At 57.6% G+C, this 17,705-nt stretch carries 20 protein-coding genes; 4 read left to right on the top strand and 16 right to left on the bottom strand.

Annotation, left to right across the window (positions count from 1 at the left end; translation table 11 throughout):
• Positions 1–225: 225 nt before the first annotated feature.
• From flgL to flgB, 11 genes are all read right to left on the bottom strand, one after another.
• A complete protein-coding gene (gene flgL / locus AB1287_RS07985) occupies positions 226–1,179 on the bottom strand; it encodes a flagellar hook-associated protein FlgL (RefSeq protein WP_312628215.1) in 954 nt (317 codons plus the stop codon).
• 13 nt (positions 1,180–1,192) lie between these two features.
• Positions 1,193–2,836 (bottom strand): flagellar hook-associated protein FlgK, encoded by a 1,644-nt coding sequence (flgK, locus tag AB1287_RS07980; protein ID WP_435617444.1) that lies wholly within the window; start codon positions 2,834–2,836, stop codon positions 1,193–1,195.
• Between the two features lie 74 nt (positions 2,837–2,910).
• Positions 2,911–3,864: a flagellar assembly peptidoglycan hydrolase FlgJ gene (flgJ, locus tag AB1287_RS07975; RefSeq protein ID WP_312628212.1), complete on the bottom strand. Its 954-nt coding sequence runs from the start codon at positions 3,862–3,864 to the stop codon at positions 2,911–2,913.
• Positions 3,864–4,961, bottom strand: coding sequence for a flagellar basal body P-ring protein FlgI (locus AB1287_RS07970; protein ID WP_312628211.1), 1,098 nt, complete (start codon positions 4,959–4,961; stop codon positions 3,864–3,866). The genes flgJ and AB1287_RS07970 overlap by 1 nt, the downstream gene beginning before the upstream one ends.
• A gap of 11 nt (positions 4,962–4,972) precedes the next feature.
• Positions 4,973–5,671 (bottom strand): flagellar basal body L-ring protein FlgH, encoded by a 699-nt coding sequence (flgH, locus tag AB1287_RS07965; RefSeq protein ID WP_097161253.1) that lies wholly within the window; start codon positions 5,669–5,671, stop codon positions 4,973–4,975.
• Positions 5,672–5,726: 55 nt separating this feature from the next.
• On the bottom strand, positions 5,727–6,509 hold the full coding sequence (gene flgG, locus AB1287_RS07960) for a flagellar basal-body rod protein FlgG (protein WP_312628208.1): 783 nt from the start codon (positions 6,507–6,509) through the stop codon (positions 5,727–5,729).
• Positions 6,510–6,523: 14 nt separating this feature from the next.
• On the bottom strand, positions 6,524–7,282 hold the full coding sequence (flgF, locus tag AB1287_RS07955; protein WP_435617443.1) for a flagellar basal body rod protein FlgF: 759 nt from the start codon (positions 7,280–7,282) through the stop codon (positions 6,524–6,526).
• Between the two features lie 20 nt (positions 7,283–7,302).
• Positions 7,303–8,592, bottom strand: coding sequence for a flagellar hook protein FlgE (gene flgE / locus AB1287_RS07950; protein WP_435617442.1), 1,290 nt, complete (start codon positions 8,590–8,592; stop codon positions 7,303–7,305).
• Between the two features lie 19 nt (positions 8,593–8,611).
• On the bottom strand, positions 8,612–9,304 hold the full coding sequence (flgD, locus tag AB1287_RS07945) for a flagellar hook assembly protein FlgD (RefSeq protein ID WP_312628202.1): 693 nt from the start codon (positions 9,302–9,304) through the stop codon (positions 8,612–8,614).
• A gap of 11 nt (positions 9,305–9,315) precedes the next feature.
• Positions 9,316–9,720, bottom strand: coding sequence for a flagellar basal body rod protein FlgC (flgC, locus tag AB1287_RS07940; RefSeq protein ID WP_097161258.1), 405 nt, complete (start codon positions 9,718–9,720; stop codon positions 9,316–9,318).
• Between the two features lie 3 nt (positions 9,721–9,723).
• Entirely contained in the window at positions 9,724–10,137 is a 414-nt protein-coding gene (gene flgB / locus AB1287_RS07935; RefSeq protein WP_312628198.1) for a flagellar basal body rod protein FlgB, read from the bottom strand.
• 159 nt (positions 10,138–10,296) lie between these two features.
• Between flgB and flgA the strand changes: the two genes are divergently transcribed.
• The 3 genes from flgA (at position 10,297) to flgN (ending at position 11,770) form a co-directional block, all read left to right on the top strand.
• Positions 10,297–10,956: a flagellar basal body P-ring formation chaperone FlgA gene (gene flgA / locus AB1287_RS07930; protein ID WP_435617441.1), complete on the top strand. Its 660-nt coding sequence runs from the start codon at positions 10,297–10,299 to the stop codon at positions 10,954–10,956.
• A gap of 93 nt (positions 10,957–11,049) precedes the next feature.
• A complete protein-coding gene (gene flgM, locus AB1287_RS07925) occupies positions 11,050–11,343 on the top strand; it encodes a flagellar biosynthesis anti-sigma factor FlgM (protein WP_312628195.1) in 294 nt (97 codons plus the stop codon).
• A 4-nt stretch (positions 11,344–11,347) separates the two neighbouring features.
• Positions 11,348–11,770, top strand: a complete 423-nt coding sequence (flgN, locus tag AB1287_RS07920) for a flagella biosynthesis chaperone FlgN (RefSeq protein ID WP_312628193.1) — start codon at positions 11,348–11,350, stop codon at positions 11,768–11,770.
• A 54-nt stretch (positions 11,771–11,824) separates the two neighbouring features.
• Here the strand turns inward: flgN and AB1287_RS07915 are convergent, their stop codons facing one another.
• Complete coding sequence (locus tag AB1287_RS07915; RefSeq protein WP_312628191.1) at positions 11,825–12,712, bottom strand: LysR substrate-binding domain-containing protein; 888 nt, start codon at positions 12,710–12,712, stop codon at positions 11,825–11,827.
• Between the two features lie 119 nt (positions 12,713–12,831).
• Between AB1287_RS07915 and AB1287_RS07910 the strand changes: the two genes are divergently transcribed.
• Positions 12,832–13,407, top strand: coding sequence for a nuclear transport factor 2 family protein (locus tag AB1287_RS07910; RefSeq protein WP_312628189.1), 576 nt, complete (start codon positions 12,832–12,834; stop codon positions 13,405–13,407).
• Positions 13,408–13,520: 113 nt separating this feature from the next.
• Here AB1287_RS07910 and murJ read toward each other — a convergent pair whose 3' ends face one another.
• The 4 genes from murJ to rimJ form a co-directional block, all read right to left on the bottom strand.
• On the bottom strand, positions 13,521–15,059 hold the full coding sequence (murJ, locus tag AB1287_RS07905; RefSeq protein WP_435617440.1) for a murein biosynthesis integral membrane protein MurJ: 1,539 nt from the start codon (positions 15,057–15,059) through the stop codon (positions 13,521–13,523).
• Positions 15,060–15,312: 253 nt separating this feature from the next.
• Positions 15,313–16,239, bottom strand: coding sequence for a Gfo/Idh/MocA family protein (locus AB1287_RS07900; RefSeq protein WP_435617439.1), 927 nt, complete (start codon positions 16,237–16,239; stop codon positions 15,313–15,315).
• A 2-nt stretch (positions 16,240–16,241) separates the two neighbouring features.
• A complete protein-coding gene (locus AB1287_RS07895; protein ID WP_312628184.1) occupies positions 16,242–16,889 on the bottom strand; it encodes a YceH family protein in 648 nt (215 codons plus the stop codon).
• Positions 16,890–16,898: 9 nt separating this feature from the next.
• Positions 16,899–17,483 carry a ribosomal protein S5-alanine N-acetyltransferase gene (rimJ, locus tag AB1287_RS07890; RefSeq protein WP_312628183.1) on the bottom strand — a complete coding sequence of 195 codons (585 nt, stop codon included), beginning with the start codon at positions 17,481–17,483 and terminating at the stop codon, positions 16,899–16,901.
• Between the last annotated feature and the right edge of the window lie 222 nt (positions 17,484–17,705).

Raw genomic sequence — 17,705 nt, 5'->3', positions numbered from 1 at the left:
AAAGCCTCACTAAACCGCCTTCGGGCGGTTTTTTTATGCCCTGAGACATCCCTGATGCCGGATGGCGCTTCGCTAATCCGGCCTACAAATCCCCCGTAGGTCAGGTAAGCGCAGCGCCGCCTGGCAGCGTTTTGTCGCCCGTAATCAGATAAAAAAAAGCCCGCGCCGGGGTGAGTGGCGCGGGCACAGAGAACATGGCTTTTTCAGGGCATGTTCAAAACCGGGCTATTTATTCAACTGGAACAGCGACATGCCCTGCATATCGGTAAAGGCTTTGTAGGACGCCTGAAGCGCTGCCTGCTGCATGGTGTAGTTGGAAATGGTGGCGTTCCAGTCCACATTGACCAGGTCGCTCATCTGCTGAGTCTGACTCAGCTTACGGTCATCGCCCAGGGCGTTGAGCTTATCAAGTTCGTTCAGCTGCGTACCCACTTCTGCCTGCACGCTCAGCACGTTGTTCAGTGAATTACGCAGGCCGCGGTTGGTTTCATCAATGGTCGCCTGAGCCGTCGCCTGTGCGGCATCGTCGTCTGCCACCGGCGTTTTCAGCGCAGCAATCGCGCTATCGAGCAGCTTAAACAGGTTTTGTTCCGGCAGCGTGCCATCCGGGTTCTTCACCGCATTTGGCGTAACGGCGTCGAAAATTTTGTCGCCGGTATGACCGATGACCATCGAACGGGAAGAATCCACCTGCTGCTCGACGTTAGTGGTGCCGCCCGTATAGGCTCCGGTTGCTGAGTCAAACGGCGCGCTGTCCGTTTTATACCCGGCAAACATATAGCGACCGTTACCGTCCTGGCTGTTCGCCAGGTTCATCAGTTGATCGCGAATACCCTGTAGATCGGTCGCCAGCGATGCACGGTCATCGTCGCTAAGCGTGCCGTTCCCGGCATAGACGATTTTTTCCTGTGCCGTCTGAATGGCAGTCGTCACGGAAGAAAGCGTGTTGGTTTCCTGCGAGATACGCTGCGTGGCAAAGCTGCGGGCAGAAGCAAACTGTGCGGTCTGCGCCTGGGCCTGCGACAGCACTACGGCCTGAGAGGCAGCAATAGGATCGTCTGAAGGACGGTTCACGCGCAGGCCGGTGGACATCTGCTCGCCATATTTCAGCCAGGAAGATTGGGAGTTAGTAATGCCGCCCATTGTCTGCTGGTACATCATTAAGGTACTGATACGCATCCGTCACGTCTCCTTAGCGAATATTGATCAGCGCGTCGAAAAGCGTGCTGGCGGTCTGCATTACCTGGGCATTCGCCAGATAGTACTGCTGATACAGCTGCAGGTTGCCGTACTCTTCATCGAGGTTAACGCCGGAAATGGACTGCTGCTGTTTGGTAAGCTGCGTCACAACGTTGCCCTGAGTGGTGCTGCTGGTTTCCAGCGTCGAGGTTTTGTTCCCCACGTCGCTGACCAGCGAAGCATAAGCATCGTTAACGGTTTTATTGCCGCCCACCAGCTTACTGTTTTGCAGGTCAAGCAGCGCCTGGCCATTACGGTTATCGCTTTCGCCACTTTCCGCGTCATCAACGCCCAGCGCAATCTTGCCGGAATCACTCAGCGCCACGCTCATGTTGACGATGGCGTTAGCGACCGGCTTCACGGTGAAGCTGTCGTTTTTGTTCGCCGAGCCGCTGACGCTGATGTTCAGACCGTCAAAACTCAGGCTACCGTCGCTTTCGACCGTCGGCGTCACTGGGGTGTTATCGGACAGACGCGTCACCTGCCAGCTGGTGCCGTCGAAGCTCACCTTGTAGTCGGTCGCCTGGACCTGAGTGCTATCGGTAATTTTCGCACTCAGCGTGGCATCACCTGTATTTTTAGTGTTGCTGAGCGTTGTCGGGTCGCCAATATTGAAGAAATTCCCGCCGACATCACCATTGACATCAATCCCCTGCGCATTCTGTTTGTTGAATGCATCGGCAAAGGCCTGCGCCATCTGATTCAGGCTATTGCGCGTCTGGTCGAGATCCTGGGAGCGGAAGGTCAGCAGACCGCCGAGTGAACCGGTGGTCAGCAATTTTTCAGGGATTTCAATATTGCCTGCGACGTTATCAACGTACGCGACCGTGGTGCGCGACGGATCGGCGCTGCTTGGCACAGCCGCCAGCTGGTGAGCATTACTGCCCTGCACCAGGTTGTAACCGTTGGCCATGGTGATGTTATACGTGCCGCCGTCCTGCACGTTCACTTCCACGCCCACCAGCTGGTTGAGCTGGCTGACCAGCTGATCGCGCTGGTCCAGCAGGTCGTTAGGCGAAGCTCCCGCCCCAACGCCGGTCAGTTTGGATATTTTGTCGTTCAGCGTCGCAATCTGCTGCGAGTAGTTGTTGATCTGCGCCACCGACGAGGCAATCGCGCCGTTAACCTGTTTGTCCTGATCGCGCAGATACTGATCGGTGGTCTTGAACTGGTTTACCAGCCCCTGCGCTTTTCCGAGTACAGACTGACGCGCGGCCGGATCTTCAGCATTGCTGACCAGCGTTTGCAGGCTGGCGTAGAAATCCTGCAACGTTGCGGAAATGGAGTTGGTGGTGTCCGACATCAAATCGTCAATTTTCGACATCTGCTGATAGCGCGTGGTCAGGCCGCTGCTCTGATTCTGCGCCGCGTTCAGCTGATTGGTGATGAAGGCATTGTACTCGCGCTGTACGCTGGAGACCGTTACCCCATTGCCCACCCAGCCGCCTGCGCCCAGCGTACTGTTCGCCGCCGAAAGTATCGTCGTCTGGCGGGTATAGCCGGACACGTTATAGCTGGCGATGTTGTTACTGACGGTATTCAGCGCCGCCTGAGCCGCACCGAGGCCGCTCATTGCGCTATTCATTAAACTGGACATGGAGGTTCCTTTATTCTTTTAGACACGAGTCCTGACCAGAATTATCGGCACCGGTCAGCTGAACTTGAGCGGTTTCAGAACAGATTTTCGATATCGTTGCCGTAGGCTTTGCTCACCTTTTCGCCCATTGATTTAAGCTGCTGGATCATCCCCGTAAGCTTGCGGGCATAGTTCGGGTCAGTGGCATAACCTGCTCTTTGCAATGCCTGAGCGCCCTGCTCTGGCGTTGCCGCCGAGGTGACTGCCGCATAGCGCGGGTTGCGGGTCAGCAGGCCGACGTAATCAGACAACGCTTCCAGATAAGAGCCGTAAACGCGGAAACGGGCTTTCACCTTCTTCATCTCCCCATTTTCATATTCGGTGGTGGTGATCTCCGTAACCTTGCCTTTCCAGTCGGACGACGCTTTCACCCCGAAGAGGTTGAAGCTCGGCTCGCCGTTTTCCCGGCGAATCTGCCGCTGCCCCCAGCCAGACTCCAGCGCCGCCTGGGCGAGAATCAGGTGATGCGGGATCCCGCTCTGCTCACTGGCAAGTTTTGCCGGAAGGGAAAGCTGGGCGAGGAAGTCGTGGCTGTCGCCCGGCACGTCTGCGGCATCGCTGGCATCCGGAGCTTTCGGCATCGCCTTGCGCACCATCTGCGTCAGCGCCGAATTTTGATAGCTGGTGACGGTTGCAGGATCGAACTTAAGCGGCACCTGGGCAGGCGCATCACTCGGCCCACCCTGGGCTGCGGTCATCTGGCGGACCATTTCATCCGCCAGCCCAAGCCCTTTGCCCGCCGTCATCTGCTGAGCAATTTGCTGATCGTACATACTGGTGTAAAGCCGCGTCTGATCGCTACTGAACAGGCCGTCTTTCGGCAGCGCCTCACGCATGCTTTTCAGCATCATCTGCACGAACATACCCTCGACCTGCCGGGCCACTGGCCTTAAGTTTGCCTGTGGATCTTTCCCGGCCTTCGCCTTCAGGTCGTTCAGCGACTGCGCGTCCCAGGCCGCGCTCGCCATCAGCTTGCTGTCGCCCAGCATCAGATAATTTCCACTTTGGCACGCAGGCAGCCTGCGCTCTGCATCGACTGGAGAATCGACATCAGCTCGATTGGCGATGCGCCCAGCGCGTTCAGTGCCCGGACCACATTGTTCAGATTGGCGCTGGAACGAATGCTCTGCATCGCGCCGCCGCTCTGTCGCAGGTCGATCTGCGTCTGTGGCGTCACCACCGTTGAACCTCCGCCAAACGGCGTATCCGGCTGACTCACCTGTGCGGAACGGTTGACCGTGACCGACAGATTACCCTGCGCTACCGCACAGCTGTCGAGCGTCACTTCGCGGTTCATCACCACGGACCCGGTACGGGAGTTGATGATTACTTTCGCATCCTGCGGCGTAACGCCCACTTCCAGATTCTGAATATCCGCCAGCAAACGCACCTGATTACTGCCGCCGCTGGAGGCGCGGATCTGCACGGTACGCGCATCGAGCGCCGTGGCGTTACCATAGCCGCCGCGGCGGTTGATGGTGTCGGCAATCTGCTGAGCCATGCCGAAATCATCTTCGTTCAGCTGCAGATTGATGGTATTGCCTGCGCCGAACTGGCTCGGCAGCTCGCGTTCAATGGTCGCGCCGCCGGTGATGCGCCCGCCGTTCAGCTGGTTCACCTGCACGCTGCTGCCGCCTGCAGCCGCCCCGGCACCACCGACCAGGATATTCCCCTGCGCCAGCGCATAGACCTGGCTGTCGACCCCTTTCAGCGGCGTCATTAACAGCGTGCCGCCGCGCAGGCTTTTGGCGTTACCCATCGATGACACCACCACGTCAATGGTCTGGCCCTGACGGCCAAACGCCGGAAGCTGGGCGGTAACCATCACCGCCGCCACATTTTTCAACTGCATGTTGGTGCCCGCCGGCACGGTGATCCCGAGCTGCGAGAGCATGTTGTTCAGGCTTTGGGTGGTAAACGGCGTTTGGGTTGTCTGGTCGCCGGTGCCGTCAAGGCCCACCACCAGGCCATAGCCAATCAGGGAGTTTTCCCGCACGCCCTGCACGCTGGTGAGGTCGCGAATGCGGTCGGCCTGGGCGAAGGTCGCCACCAGAACCAGGGCAATGCCCGCCAGTGTTTTAAACATGTTCCACCTCGTTACATCGGCGATAAGTTAAGGAAGAAACGCTGGAGCCAGCCCATGTTCTGCGCTTCATTGATGTAGCCGTTGCCAACATATTCGATACGGGCATCCGCCACCTGCGTGGACGGCACGGTGTTGCTGCCGCTGATGGTGCGCGGATTGACGACGCCGGAGAAGCGAATAAATTCGGTTCCCTGGTTGATGGCGATTTGCTTCTCACCCACCACGTGCAGGTTACCGTTTGCCAGTACCTGATCGACCGTCACCGTCAGCGTACCGCTGAAGGTGTTGCTGGCATTGGCCCCTCCTTTACCGTTAAAGGAGTTGCCGCCAGAAGCTTCCACGTCGGCGCGCGCATTGCCAAACAGGCCCTGCAAATAGCGCGGCACGGTGTCGAAGCCGAAATTCGTTTTGCCATCGCGGCTGGCGTTTGCCGACGAGCTTTTCGACGCGCTGACGTTTTCCTGCAGCTGGATGGTCAGCGTATCGCCAATGTTGCGCGGACGACGGTCTTCAAACAGCGGCTGATAGCCGTAGTTAATGGGCTGCGCGCTCTGGAAAATCGAGCCATTGACCACCGGCACCGGGCCGGGTACGGGCTGCGCGGTTGTCGCCCCTTCCACCAGCGGTTTTGAGGGGATCCATGCGCATCCGGCCTGAGTCAGGGCCAGGACCACGAAAAGCGGATAACGAAACGCTGAGGATTTTTGCATTGCTCTTATCTTCTGAATCAAAAAACCGGTGCAGGACATCTGCACCGGTAACGTCTTACAGCTGAGTGAGTTTCTGCAGCATCTGGTCGGTGGTGGACACCGCTTTGCTGTTGATCTCATACGCGCGCTGTACCTGAATCATATTGACCAATTCTTCCGCCACGTTGACGTTAGAGGTTTCAACATAACCCTGGTAAAGCAGGCCCGCGCCGTTCAGTCCGGGCGTCGTGTCGTTCGGCGCGCCGGAAGCCTGTGTTTCGGTGTAGAGGTTCTCACCGATGCTCTCCAGGCCTGAATCATTCATAAAGGTGGTCAGGTTCAGCTGACCGACCTGTACCGGGTTAGTTTGCCCCTGCTGAGTAACGCTCACCACGCCATCACGCCCGACGGTAATGCTCAGGGTATTCGTCGGAATGGTGATCGCTGGCTGCACCTGATAGCCACCCGCCGTCACCAGCTGGCCGTTCTGATCGACCTGGAACGACCCGTCACGCGTGTAAGCAGAAGTCCCGTCCGGCAGCAGCACCTGGAAGAAACCTTCACCTTTGATGGCCACGTCCTTGCTGTTGTCGGTCTGCGACAGGTTACCCTGCGTGTGGATACGCTCGGTCGCTACCGGGCGAACACCGGTACCGATTTGCAGGCCAGAAGGCAGCGTTGTCTGCTCGGACGACTGCGCGCCAGGCTGGCGCACGGTCTGATACAGCAGATCTTCAAATACCGCACGCTGACGCTTGAAGCCGTTGGTGCTGACGTTCGCCAGGTTGTTGGCGATAACGTCCATGTTGGTTTGCTGGGCGTCGAGGCCGGTTTTGGCAATCCATAATGAACTGATCATGTTTTTTCCTGTGTCTAGCTCATGGATAACAGCTGATTGGCTTTCGAAGCGTTGTCATCCACGCTGCTGATTACCTTCATCTGCATTTCGAAACGTCGGGAGCTGGCAATCATGTCCGCCATCGCCGCCACCGGTTTAACGTTGCTGCCTTCCAGCACGCCAGACTGCAGGCGGATAGTCGGATCGGACTGCAACGTCTGACCACGCGTGGCCTGCGCTGCCGCAGTCAGACGGAACATCCCGTCGTCACCGCGAGTCACCTCGTTATCCGCGGCTTTGACCAGCTTCAGTTTTGCCACTGGCGAAATGGTGTTTGCCGGGTCGCCGGGATTCAGCGCAGACACCGTGCCGTCAGCGCCGATGGTTATCTGTGACCCCTCCGGAACCGTCACCGCACCGCCGCCGTCACCCATGACTGGCAGGCCCTGAATGGTGAGCTGCCCGGTGGACGATACCTGAATGCCGCCGTTGCGGGTGTAGCCTTCAGCGCCATCGGCCGTTTGCACCGCCAGCCAGCCGTCCTGTTGTAAGGCCACATCGAGCGGGCGTCCGGTGTAGTCCAGCTGGCCGGGCGTCATGTCAGCGCCCGGCGTAGAGGCGGTCACCAGCGTACGGGTCTGATACGTTTCGCCGTTGACCGGCACCGCACGCAGCGCGGTCAGTTGAGCGCGAAAGCCTGGCGTGGAGGCGTTGGCGAGGTTGCTTGCGGTCACCCCCTGCATCTCCATCGTCTGGCTTGCCGCGCCCATCGCGGTATATATCGCGTGATCCATAAAGCCGTCCCGTCAGGCGCTTAGCGCAGGTTAACCAGGGTGTTGAGGATCTGATCCTGGGTCTTGATGGTCTGCGCGTTCGACTGGTAGTTACGCTGCGCGACAATCATGTTCACCAGTTCTTTGCTCAGATCGACGTTCGAGGCTTCCAGCGCGCCGTTGGTCAGGGTGCCGAAGTTGCCGGTGCCTGCGGTGCCGAGCAGCGCGACGCCGGAAGACTGCGTTGCCGACCAGACGTTATCGCCTTCGGACTGCAGCCCTTCGTTGTTGGCAAAGTTAGCGAGCGTGATCTGCCCCAGCAACTGGGTCTGTTCGTTGGAGTAGTTGCCGACCACGGTGCCGTCATCGTTGATCTGGTAGCTCACCAGGTTGCCAGGCTTATAGCCGTTCTGGTTAGTCGCCACGATGTCGTTGGAGCCGGTGTTCTGCTGCATGGAGTTGGCGAGGCTTAGCGTGAAGCTGCCGCTTGCCGACCCGTTCAAGCCCGCCAGAGCAATATCGAAAGCGGGTTGAGCATTAGCCGTGGCATTCAGAACCGGTACCTTCTCGCTGGCCGGGTCTGCTGGATCGGAAAGCTGGTAGGTATAACCCGTAACGGTATCCAGCGTTCCATTGTCGCTAAAGCTCATTTGCGCGGCTTTGACCGCCTTTGCACCTGCTACGCTGGAATCCTGGGTATAGACATCCCATTTATTGTCTGCGGTCTTTACGTAATACAGATTGACGTCATGGGAGTTACCCTGAGAGTCAAACACCGTCACGGTGCCTTTCTTGTTGTAGGTATCCGCATCGGTAGCATCGAACGGCGCTGTCGACGGAACGGCGTCCGTGGAGTTCAGGTTGATCTGCATAGATCCCGTGGTGGTGGCTTTTGCCGCCATCAGCGTGTTTGGAATGCTTAACCCTACCGGGTTTGCGCCCTGCTGGATGGTCGGCGGCGTGCCGGTGGCCGGATAGCCGGTCAGCTGCAGGCCCTGCATGTTCACCAGGTTACGGTTTTCGTCCAGCTTGAACTGGCCGTTGCGGCTGTAGTAAACGGAGCCGTTGCTGTCCACCAGGCGGAAGAAGCCGTTCTGGCTAATTGCCACGTCCAGCGCGCGACCGGTGCTGGTCGTGGTGCCGTCGTTGAAGTCCTGGGTGATACCTGCCACTTTCACGCCCAGACCCACTTTGGAGCCGGCAAACATATCGGCGAACGAAGCGGTACCGGCTTTGAAACCGTAGGTCGCGGAGTTGGCAATGTTGTTGCCAATCACGTCGAGATTGGTGGCAGCAGCGTTCAGGCCGCTGACCGCTTGAGAAAAGGCCATGTCTTAACTCCTGATGAGGTTAAATAATCTGACGAACTTCGTCGAGCGTGGTGGTGCCATACGTGCCGAGATCCAGCAGATTACCGCTGCTTCCCTTCGTGACCCCTTGCACCAGTGCGAACTGGAGCGGCTGGGCGACCAGCTGCGTGCCGTTGGTGCTGGCGGCAATCGAGACGCTGTATGCGCCGTCCGGAACGGTAGAGCCATCGGAGGCGGTACCGTCCCAGGTGAAGGTGTGAACCCCTGCGGTCTGGCTGCCCAGATCCAGGGTACGAACCACTTTGCCCGTGCTGTCAGTAATGGTGGCGGTCGCTTTGTCGGCGGCCTGCGTCAGCTCAACGCCAAACGGCGTGGTGCTGGCTTTGCCGTCCGTGTCGGAACCGGCGAGCACCACGGAGCCCGGGATCATCACGCCGTGACCAATCAGGTTCGACGCCTGCAAAGACTGGCTGTTGTCGATCTGCCCGGAAATAGAGCCGAGCGTGGTGTTGAGTTTTTCAATTCCGCTGACGGTGCTGATCTGCGCCAGCTGAGAGGTCAGCTGCGCGTTGTCCATCGGGTTGGTGGGATCCTGGTTTTTTAGCTGGGCCACCAGCAGCGTCAGGAAACTGCTTTGCAGGTCGGAAGCGCTGCTGCTGGTTAAGTCCCCACTGGAGGTGCTCTTCTGAACACCGGTATTGGTTGGATCGTTGACGTTCACGGCAATAGACATCGTTTTCTCCGTTACTGACCAAGGGTCAGCGTCTTGAGCATCATGCTCTTGACGGTATTGAGCACTTCCACGTTGGCCTGGTAGCTGCGGGAGGCGGACATGGTGTTGACCATCTCTTCCACCACGTCGACGTTAGGCATCTTCACGTAACCTTTGGCATCCGCCAGCGGATTTCCCGGCTGGTAAACCAGCTTGAACGGATCCTGGCTTTCCACCACGTCGGCCACCTTCACGCCGCCGGTGGCTGCCCCGACGGGCGCATCCACCTGAAACACGACCTGTTTGGCACGGTAAGGCTGCCCGTCCGGTCCGGTGACGCTGTCGGCGTTGGCGAGGTTACTGGCCGCCACGTTCAGACGTTTGGACTGCGCGGTCAGCGCCGAGCCCGCCACGTCGAAAATATTCAGTAAAGCCATGAATTAATTCCCCTGTAGCACGGTCATCATGCTTTTGATTTGCCCGCCCAGCACGGTCAGGCCGGTCTGGTATTGCAGGCTGTTGTCGGCAAATTGCGTGCGCTCCCGATCCATATCCACGGTGTTACCGTCCATAGAGGGCTGATCGGGGACCCGATACATCAGGTCTACAGAAGGGGCAGAAATCGCCTGGGCTGGAATGTGGCGTTCTGAGGTCAGCGTGAGCGACACGCCGGTGGTCTCCGCGCGTCCGCGATCCATCACTTTTTTCAGTTCTGAAGCAAAATCCACATCGCGCGCCTGATAACCAGGGGTATCGGCGTTAGCAATGTTGGCAGCCAGGATTTCCTGACGCTGGGCGCGCAGGTTCAACGCTTCCTGTTGAAAACGTAGCGCGGCGTCGAGTTTATCGAGCATGTCTCCTCCGCTGATGGCAATAGTTCATTCAGCGTTCAGATTAATCCCAATTTCATCCCCCCATCGTCGGAATAAAAGCAAAATGCAGCGCTATTTGTTGCGTTGATGTTCTTCACATCCAGGTAAAATTTGCGCATTGCTGATAAACCGGAGTCACGCATGCGAAACCTGAAAAACACGCTCACGCTGGCGCTGATGCTGATGAGCCCGGTGGCCTTTGCGCAGGATTTAACGCAGCAGTTGAACGCTTTTTTCGCTCAGCGTCTGGCAGGATTCAGTGACTCGGTGATGGTCAGTCTGCGCAACCCCGGCAATGTGATGCCGCAATGCGAGCAGCCCGCGCTAAGCGTTATGGGCAACAATAAGCTGTGGGGAAACCAGACCGTGCAGGCACAGTGCGGAACGGAAAAGCGCTATCTTCAGGTCTTTGTGGAAGCGACGGGAAACTATGTCGTCGCCGCACAGCCGATTGCCAGGGGCACGACGCTGGAACCCGGCAGCGTGACGCTCAAGCGCGGCAGGCTTGATCAGCTGCCGCCGCGCACGATGCTGGATATTAATCAGGCGCAGAATGCGGTCTCGCTGCGGGATCTGGCGGCTGGTCAACCCGTACAGCTGTCGATGCTGCGGCAGTCATGGCGGGTGAAGGCCGGGCAAAAAGTACAGGTTTACGCCCGCGGCGACGGCTTTAGCGCCAATGCTGAGGGCCAGGCGCTGAACAACGCCGCCGTCGCACAAAACGCGCGAGTGAGAATGCCTTCAGGCCAGGTGGTGAGCGGTCAGGTAGACGCTGATGGGAATATTCTTATTAATTTATAATGACCTTAAAGAATTCGTGAAGCCTGCCGATAAATAATCAACAACTGATGATGGCAGACCGTAACGCCACAACACCTCGATGAGGACAGGATAATGAGCATTGATCGTACATCGCCCCTGAAGCCCGTTAACGCCGTTCAGCCGCGTGAACCGAATGAAGCCCAGGCGCAGAAAGCCCGACTGGATAAAGCATCTACCGCTAACAGCACCAGCGTCACGCTGAGCGAGGCCCAGTCCAGCCTGATGCAGCCGCGCAACAGCGACATCAACATGGAGCGCGTGGACGCGCTGAAAACGGCTATCCGCAACGGTGAACTGAAAATGGATACCGGCAAAATCGCCGATGCGCTGATTTCGGACACCCAGAGCTGGCTGCAGAGTAAATAAACCGATGAGTCGTCTGTCAGAAATACTGGATCATATGACAGTCATCCTGAACTCGCTGAAAGAGGTGATGGATGCCGAGCAGCAACAGCTTTCGTCAGGCAGCGTGAGCAGCAGCGCCCTGCAACGGATCACCGAAGAGAAAAGCTCGTTGCTGGCGACCCTCGACTATCTGGAAAAGCAGCGCCGTATGGAGCAGGAAGCGCAGCGTTGTGCTAACGACGACGTGGCCGAGCGCTGGCAAAACATCACCGAGAAAACGCAGCATCTGCGCGACCTCAATCAGCACAACGGCTGGCTGCTGGAAGGTCAGATCGAGCGCAACCAGCAGGCATTGCAGGTGCTGAAGCCCCATCAGGAACCGAGCCTCTACGGTAAGGATGGCCAGACCTCGTCCACGCCACGGGGCGGCAAAAAGTTCTCCGTCTGACACCTCCCTTATTGAAGCAGGTCGCAATGCTGCTCTCCGGCAACGGCCCTGCCTTTACTTTTTCTCTGCGTCGTACGTTCGTGCCAGCCAGGCCTTAACCGCCGCGCTGCTCTCTTCCTTTCTGCTGATGACCATCAGATTGGCGGTCAGCTCTGGCGCTATGAGCTCCCGATACGTCAGGCCTGGTACGCTGACCTGGCGCAGCGGTGCGGGAACCAGGGCAATACCCAGCCCGGATGCCGCAATCGCCAGCACGTTCAGGCTGCTTCCGGTGCGGTGAGCAATATTCAGCTTTTCCCCCAACGCCTGCGCGAGCAGCACGCTGAGTTGCTCATCGGGATCGTGCGCTTCGTATAACACCAGCGGCTCATCTGCCAGCATGGCAAGCGTCACCTCCGCTTCGCCAGCCAGAGGATGTTCCTCCGCCATCGCGACCAGCATCCCCCACTCGCCTGTTTTACTGGCGTACAGTCCCTGCCCGCGCAGTTGGCTTAAATCCGGTGAGTAGCCAATATCCAGCCCGCCCGCCAGAATGGATTCAACCTGATGCTGCGGTGTCATTTCCTCAAGGCTTATCTCTACGTCCGGAAAGGTCTGATGAAAATGGCGTAAATCCCGCATCAGCGTCCCGCTGAAAATGGCATTTCCGGCGAAGCCAATGCGCACTTTGCCTGTTTCGCCGCGCAGCGCTCGCTGCGTGGCTTCGCGGGTTAACTCAGCTTGCTCAAGCGTGCGTCGAGCCTGCACTTCAAACACTTTTCCTGCATCCGTGAGCTCAACGCGACGGCTGGTACGTTCAAATAACGCGCCGCCAAGCTCATCTTCCAGAGCACGAATTTGCATACTCAGCGCTGGCTGGACGATATTCAGAGCCTGAGCCGCGCGCCCAAAATGCTTTTCTTTCGCCACGGCGAGAAAGTAACGCAGCTGCCTGAGATCCATTTTACCCCTTTAATCAATTTTAATGATTGATTGGTCAATAATGCATATTGGATGTTATCAATCGCAGGCGCAATACTTCTGCCATGCTCTTAGCGAGTCCTACATTACCGGAGAAAACTATGTCCACATACCATGACGACCGTTTGCAAATTACTGATCTGATGACCGGCTGGATCCACCGCGACCTGTCACAATGGGACGCCCTGCGTGGGTTGTTCCACCCGGATGGCACCATCGAAGTGACGTGGTTCGAAGGCTTGTTCGGCGAATTTGTTGATGCCTCAGCCAGAATGGGCGCCTCCTCGCTGAAAACCAAGCACCTGATCGGCACCCCGGTTGTCACCTTTCATCATGACAAAGCTATTGTCGAAACCAACGCCATGATTATTGGCGAAAATATCGATTTGAACCTGGGCTGCTGCGTGCATAACCGCTTCTACGATTTGGTCGAAAAACGAGACGGCAAGTGGAAAATCGTGCGTCGACAGAGCATCTACGACATGGGCAGCTTTACCTTCCCGCTGGGGCTGGTAGAGATTGATATGAGCGTTGCCAAGAAATACCCGCGGGAATATGCGGCACTGGCGTATGTTCTCGAAAAAAGCGGCTTCCCGGTTAATCGCGTGTTTGCGACGCGAGGCAGCGAGCTTGAGAAGAAGATGAAGGCTGAGGGTGAAGCGTGGCTTAAGGCTTGATGCGTTTGCCGGGTCAAGGGACTGCGCAGCCTGATGCCCTCGCCCCCGACCCCTCCCCACAGGGAGAGGGGTGCAAACATTAAAAAATCCTCTCAAAAGAGGATTTTTGCTATTTACCCTGCCGTACGGCGCACAAACTCCTTCACGCGGAAACCGAGCACCAGAAGCGTGACAAAGTAAGCGGCAATCCCCGCCACCACCACCGCCATCAGGCGCAGGATGCGCAACGGCATTGTCCCCTGTGACCACTCCGGCATGATGTACATCATCCCCAGCAGTACAGCGGCCATCACCACCACGGCGGCTATCAGGCGCGCCAGGAAGGTGCCCCAACCCGGCTGTGGGGTGAAGATTTTTTGCTTACGCAGCTGCCAGTAAAGCAGGCTGGCGTTCAGACAGGCGGCCAGACCAATCGACAGCGAAAGCCCCGCATGCTTCAGCGGGCCGATAAACGCCAGGTTCATCACCTGAGTGAGAATAAGCGTCACGATAGCAATCTTAACCGGCGTTTTGATGTCCTGACGGGAATAGAACCCTGGTGCCAGCACCTTCACCACGATAAGGCCAATCAGCCCCACGGAATATGCCACCAGCGCGCGCTGAGTCATTGCGGCGTCGAACGCGGTGAATTTGCCGTACTGGAACAGCGACACGGTAAGCGGTTTCGCCAGGATCCCCAGCGCCACGGCGCTCGGCAGCGCCAGCAGGAAGCACAGGCGCAGCCCCCAGTCCATCAGGCGACAGTATTCATCATGATTGCCGCTGGCGAAGCTTTTCGACAGCGACGGCAGCAGGATGGTGCCAAGCGCCACGCCCAGCACCCCCGACGGAAACTCCATCAGGCGGTCGGCATAATACATCCAGGAAACTGACCCGGAAACCAGGAAAGAGGCGAAAATAGTGTTGATGATGAGCGAAATCTGGCTGACGGAGACGCCGAGTATGGCCGGCCCCATCTGCTTCACTACGCGCATTGAACCCTTATCTTTCAGATTAATGCGCGGCAGCACCAGCATGCCGATCTTCTTCAGGTGCGGCAGTTGATAGAACAACTGCAACACGCCGCCGACGGTCACCGCCCATGCCAGCGCCAGTACCGGCGGGTTGAAATACGGCGCGGCAAATAGCGCGAAGCCAATCATGCTGACGTTTAAAAACGTCGGTGCAAAAGCCGGAACAGAGAAACGGTTCCAGGTATTCAGGATAGCCCCAACCAGCGAGGCCAGGGAAATCAGCAGGATGTAAGGGAAAGTGATGCGCAGCAGCTGGCTGGTTAAAGCGAACTTATCGGCGGTATCCGCAAAGCCCGGCGCGGTGATAGTGATGACCCACGGAGCCGCCAGCATCCCGACGACGGTCACTACCGCGAGGGCGAGGGTTAATAAACCCGATACGTAAGAGACAAACACGCGGGTGGCGTCTTCGCCCTGCTTGCTTTTGTACTCCGCCAGAATTGGCACGAATGCCTGAGAAAATGCCCCTTCGGCAAAGATTCGGCGCAGCAGGTTCGGCAATTTGAACGCCACAAAAAAGGCATCGGTTGCCATTCCCGCCCCAAAAACCCTTGCCACAATGGCATCGCGCGCAAAACCGAGCACGCGAGAAAACATGGTCATCGAGCTGACGGCCGCCAGCGATTTTAATAAATTCATTAACGTGAGATTCCACATCCGGGAACAAAGCGCCGTCTGAAAGGGGTGAACGTTAACGCTCTGTCGGGAAAGCCCGGCGGCACTTCGTTTGCGCGGGCCTACAAGCAGCAGCGACGCGTTTGTAGGCCGGGTCAGTGGAGCGCTACCCGGCAGAAGTGGGTTAATCGTTGCACGGCCCGATAAGGCGGCGCTGAAAAGTGGCGATAGTCTACCTGGATTAGCGGTAATTTCTACTGGCAGATGTTACAGCCTCTTACTCGCGGCTTGCATCCTGCCAGAGCTTTTCGACGGTGCGCTGGGCAGCAATGGCCTGCTCGCCCGCCGTTTCCGGAACGGTCTGATTTTGCACGCACTGGATAAAGTGATGCGCACAGCCGACAAATCCGCGCTGTTCAAGCGTGCTTTGCCAGCCCGGCACCGGACGAGTCAGCACACCGCTGCCCCGCTCTTCGCGCCAGTCGCGCATATCAGTGATGTCGATTAAGCCACCGTCGGTCACCGCCTGCACCCACTCACGCTGGCTGCCCGCCCGTCGGTGCATACTGGTGGTGATTTGCATCTGCGGCAGAGTGAAATAGTGTTCGGCATAGAACATCTCTCCCTGCTCGGTGGTCTGCAACGTGCCGCCACTCAGCTGTGGTTTACCGCCAGCCAGCCACAGCGCGGTGTCCACCACGTGCAGGTAATCATCAAGGAGGGTGAAGCGCAGATCGCCAGGTCCAACGCTATCGGTGCGATGCTTGTCCATGCGCAGCGACGCGCCCTTGCCAAGGTTTGCTTTAAGCTCGCGATAAAGCGGCGCAAAACGGCGGTTAAAGCCTACCATCAGCGTCAGCTTTTTCTTTTCTGCCAGCTCAATCAGGCGCACTGCATCGCTCAGTTTGTCGGCCAGCGGCTTATCCACGCAGACGTGAACGCCCGCATTGAGCAGCTCACTCACCACGGCGTAGTGCGTGGACGTTGCGCTATGCACAAAAACCGCATCGCACTGCGAAGCCAGGTGCTGGAGGGAATCAGCCAGCGGAATGCGGTACGTTTCGCAGATGCGCAGTGCCTTTTCGCGCCCCGGAGACCAGGCCGCCTGCAGCGTCCAGCCATGCGCTGCGGTCAACACTGGCAGCCACGCTTTTTGAGCGATTCCGCCAAGACCCACCACGCCAATTCGAAGTTTTGCCGTCACGGTCAGTCCCCCAGATGAGCCAGTAAGGAATCGAGGCGCTGCTTGAGCTCCTCCACTTCCCCTTCCAGCGCTTCCACTCGGGCCACAAGATCGTCCGTCGCCGGGGCGACTGCCTCCACGGTAGTAATCAGACTTTCCACATCTCCGCTAAACAGGTGCATATAGCGATGCTCGCGTTTGCCCGGTTCGCGCGGCAGGCGTGCGACAAACGGGCCATCGTCGCGGGTGGCTAACTGTTCCAGCGTGCTTTCCACTTCCGCCGTATCCGTAAACTCATGCATGCGCTGACCGCGGCTTCGCAGTTCACCGGGAGTTTGCGGGCCACGCAGCAGCAGGGTGGTAACGATCGCAACTTCGCCCGAGGTAAGTTTCAGATCGCCAAATTCAGAATTACAGAAGCGCTGTTCGTATTTAGTGACACGATTGCCAAACCCGCTGACCGTACGCAGATAGTGGCGCTTGACGAGCTGATCTAACCAATCCTGCACTTCGCTTTCGCTAAGGGACATCACCGGCTCGCGGTTGCTTTTCTGATTGCAGGCGAGGGTCACGGCGTTAACCGACAACGGATATTGCTCCGGCGTAGTCACCTGCTTTTCGAGCAGACAGCCAATCACCCGCGCCTCATGCGCCGTTAACTGATACTTCATGATTTCTCCTTAGCGACCTGCCGTCCACTCGCGGGTGGTCAGCGCCGTCAGAACATGGTCACGCCACTGCCCGTCGATCAGCAGATAGTCTTTGGCGTAGCCCTCTTTTTCAAAACCGAGTTTTGCCAGCAGCGCACCGCTGCGCTGGTTGTGCGGCATATAGTTAGCCATGATGCGGTGGATGTGCTGGGTTCGCTGCATGTAGCGAATGGCGGAGGTGAGCGCTTCGTACATCAGTCCTTGCCCTTGCCATTTTTCGCCGATGGAGTAGCCCAGATAGCAGGCATGGAAAGAGCCGCGCACGACGTTAGAGAAGTTGGCCACGCCGACGATCTCTTTCTCTTCCGGATCCAGCAGCACAAAATAAAACGCCGATCCTTGCTTATGAAATTCGTTGATCATCGATAAACGCGCCTGCCAGCCGGATGGATAGCAGTGGCTGTCATCGCGTACGGGCTCCCAGGGCTTCAGGAACGCCTTATTTTCAGCGTAATAATCGGCAAGACGCCATGCGTCACGGTCATGAACCAGGCGCACCACCAGCCGGTCTGTTGTTAAACGCACTTTCGGCACGTTACTGCGATAGCCAAACATCTTCCCCTACCCTTTTAAATCGCCATTAACATTACTATACCTGCCCATCACCGCCTTGGGAAAACAGCGACATACGATTTTCTGCGGCATTTCTGCTTTTCGATAAATAAACTCTATCAAAATTGTCTTTTGATAAAAAAATATTGTTGCGCTTGCCGCCGGAAAAACAGACTTCAGACGGTACAATGGGTCTTCTCACCGTCTTATTCCCCTGGAGGGGAA

Origin of the sequence: Scandinavium sp. UTDF21-P1B (assembly GCF_040750395.1) — a bacterium.
Taxonomy (GTDB): domain Bacteria; phylum Pseudomonadota; class Gammaproteobacteria; order Enterobacterales; family Enterobacteriaceae; genus Scandinavium.
This window is presented reverse-complemented; position numbering and strand designations above follow the sequence as displayed.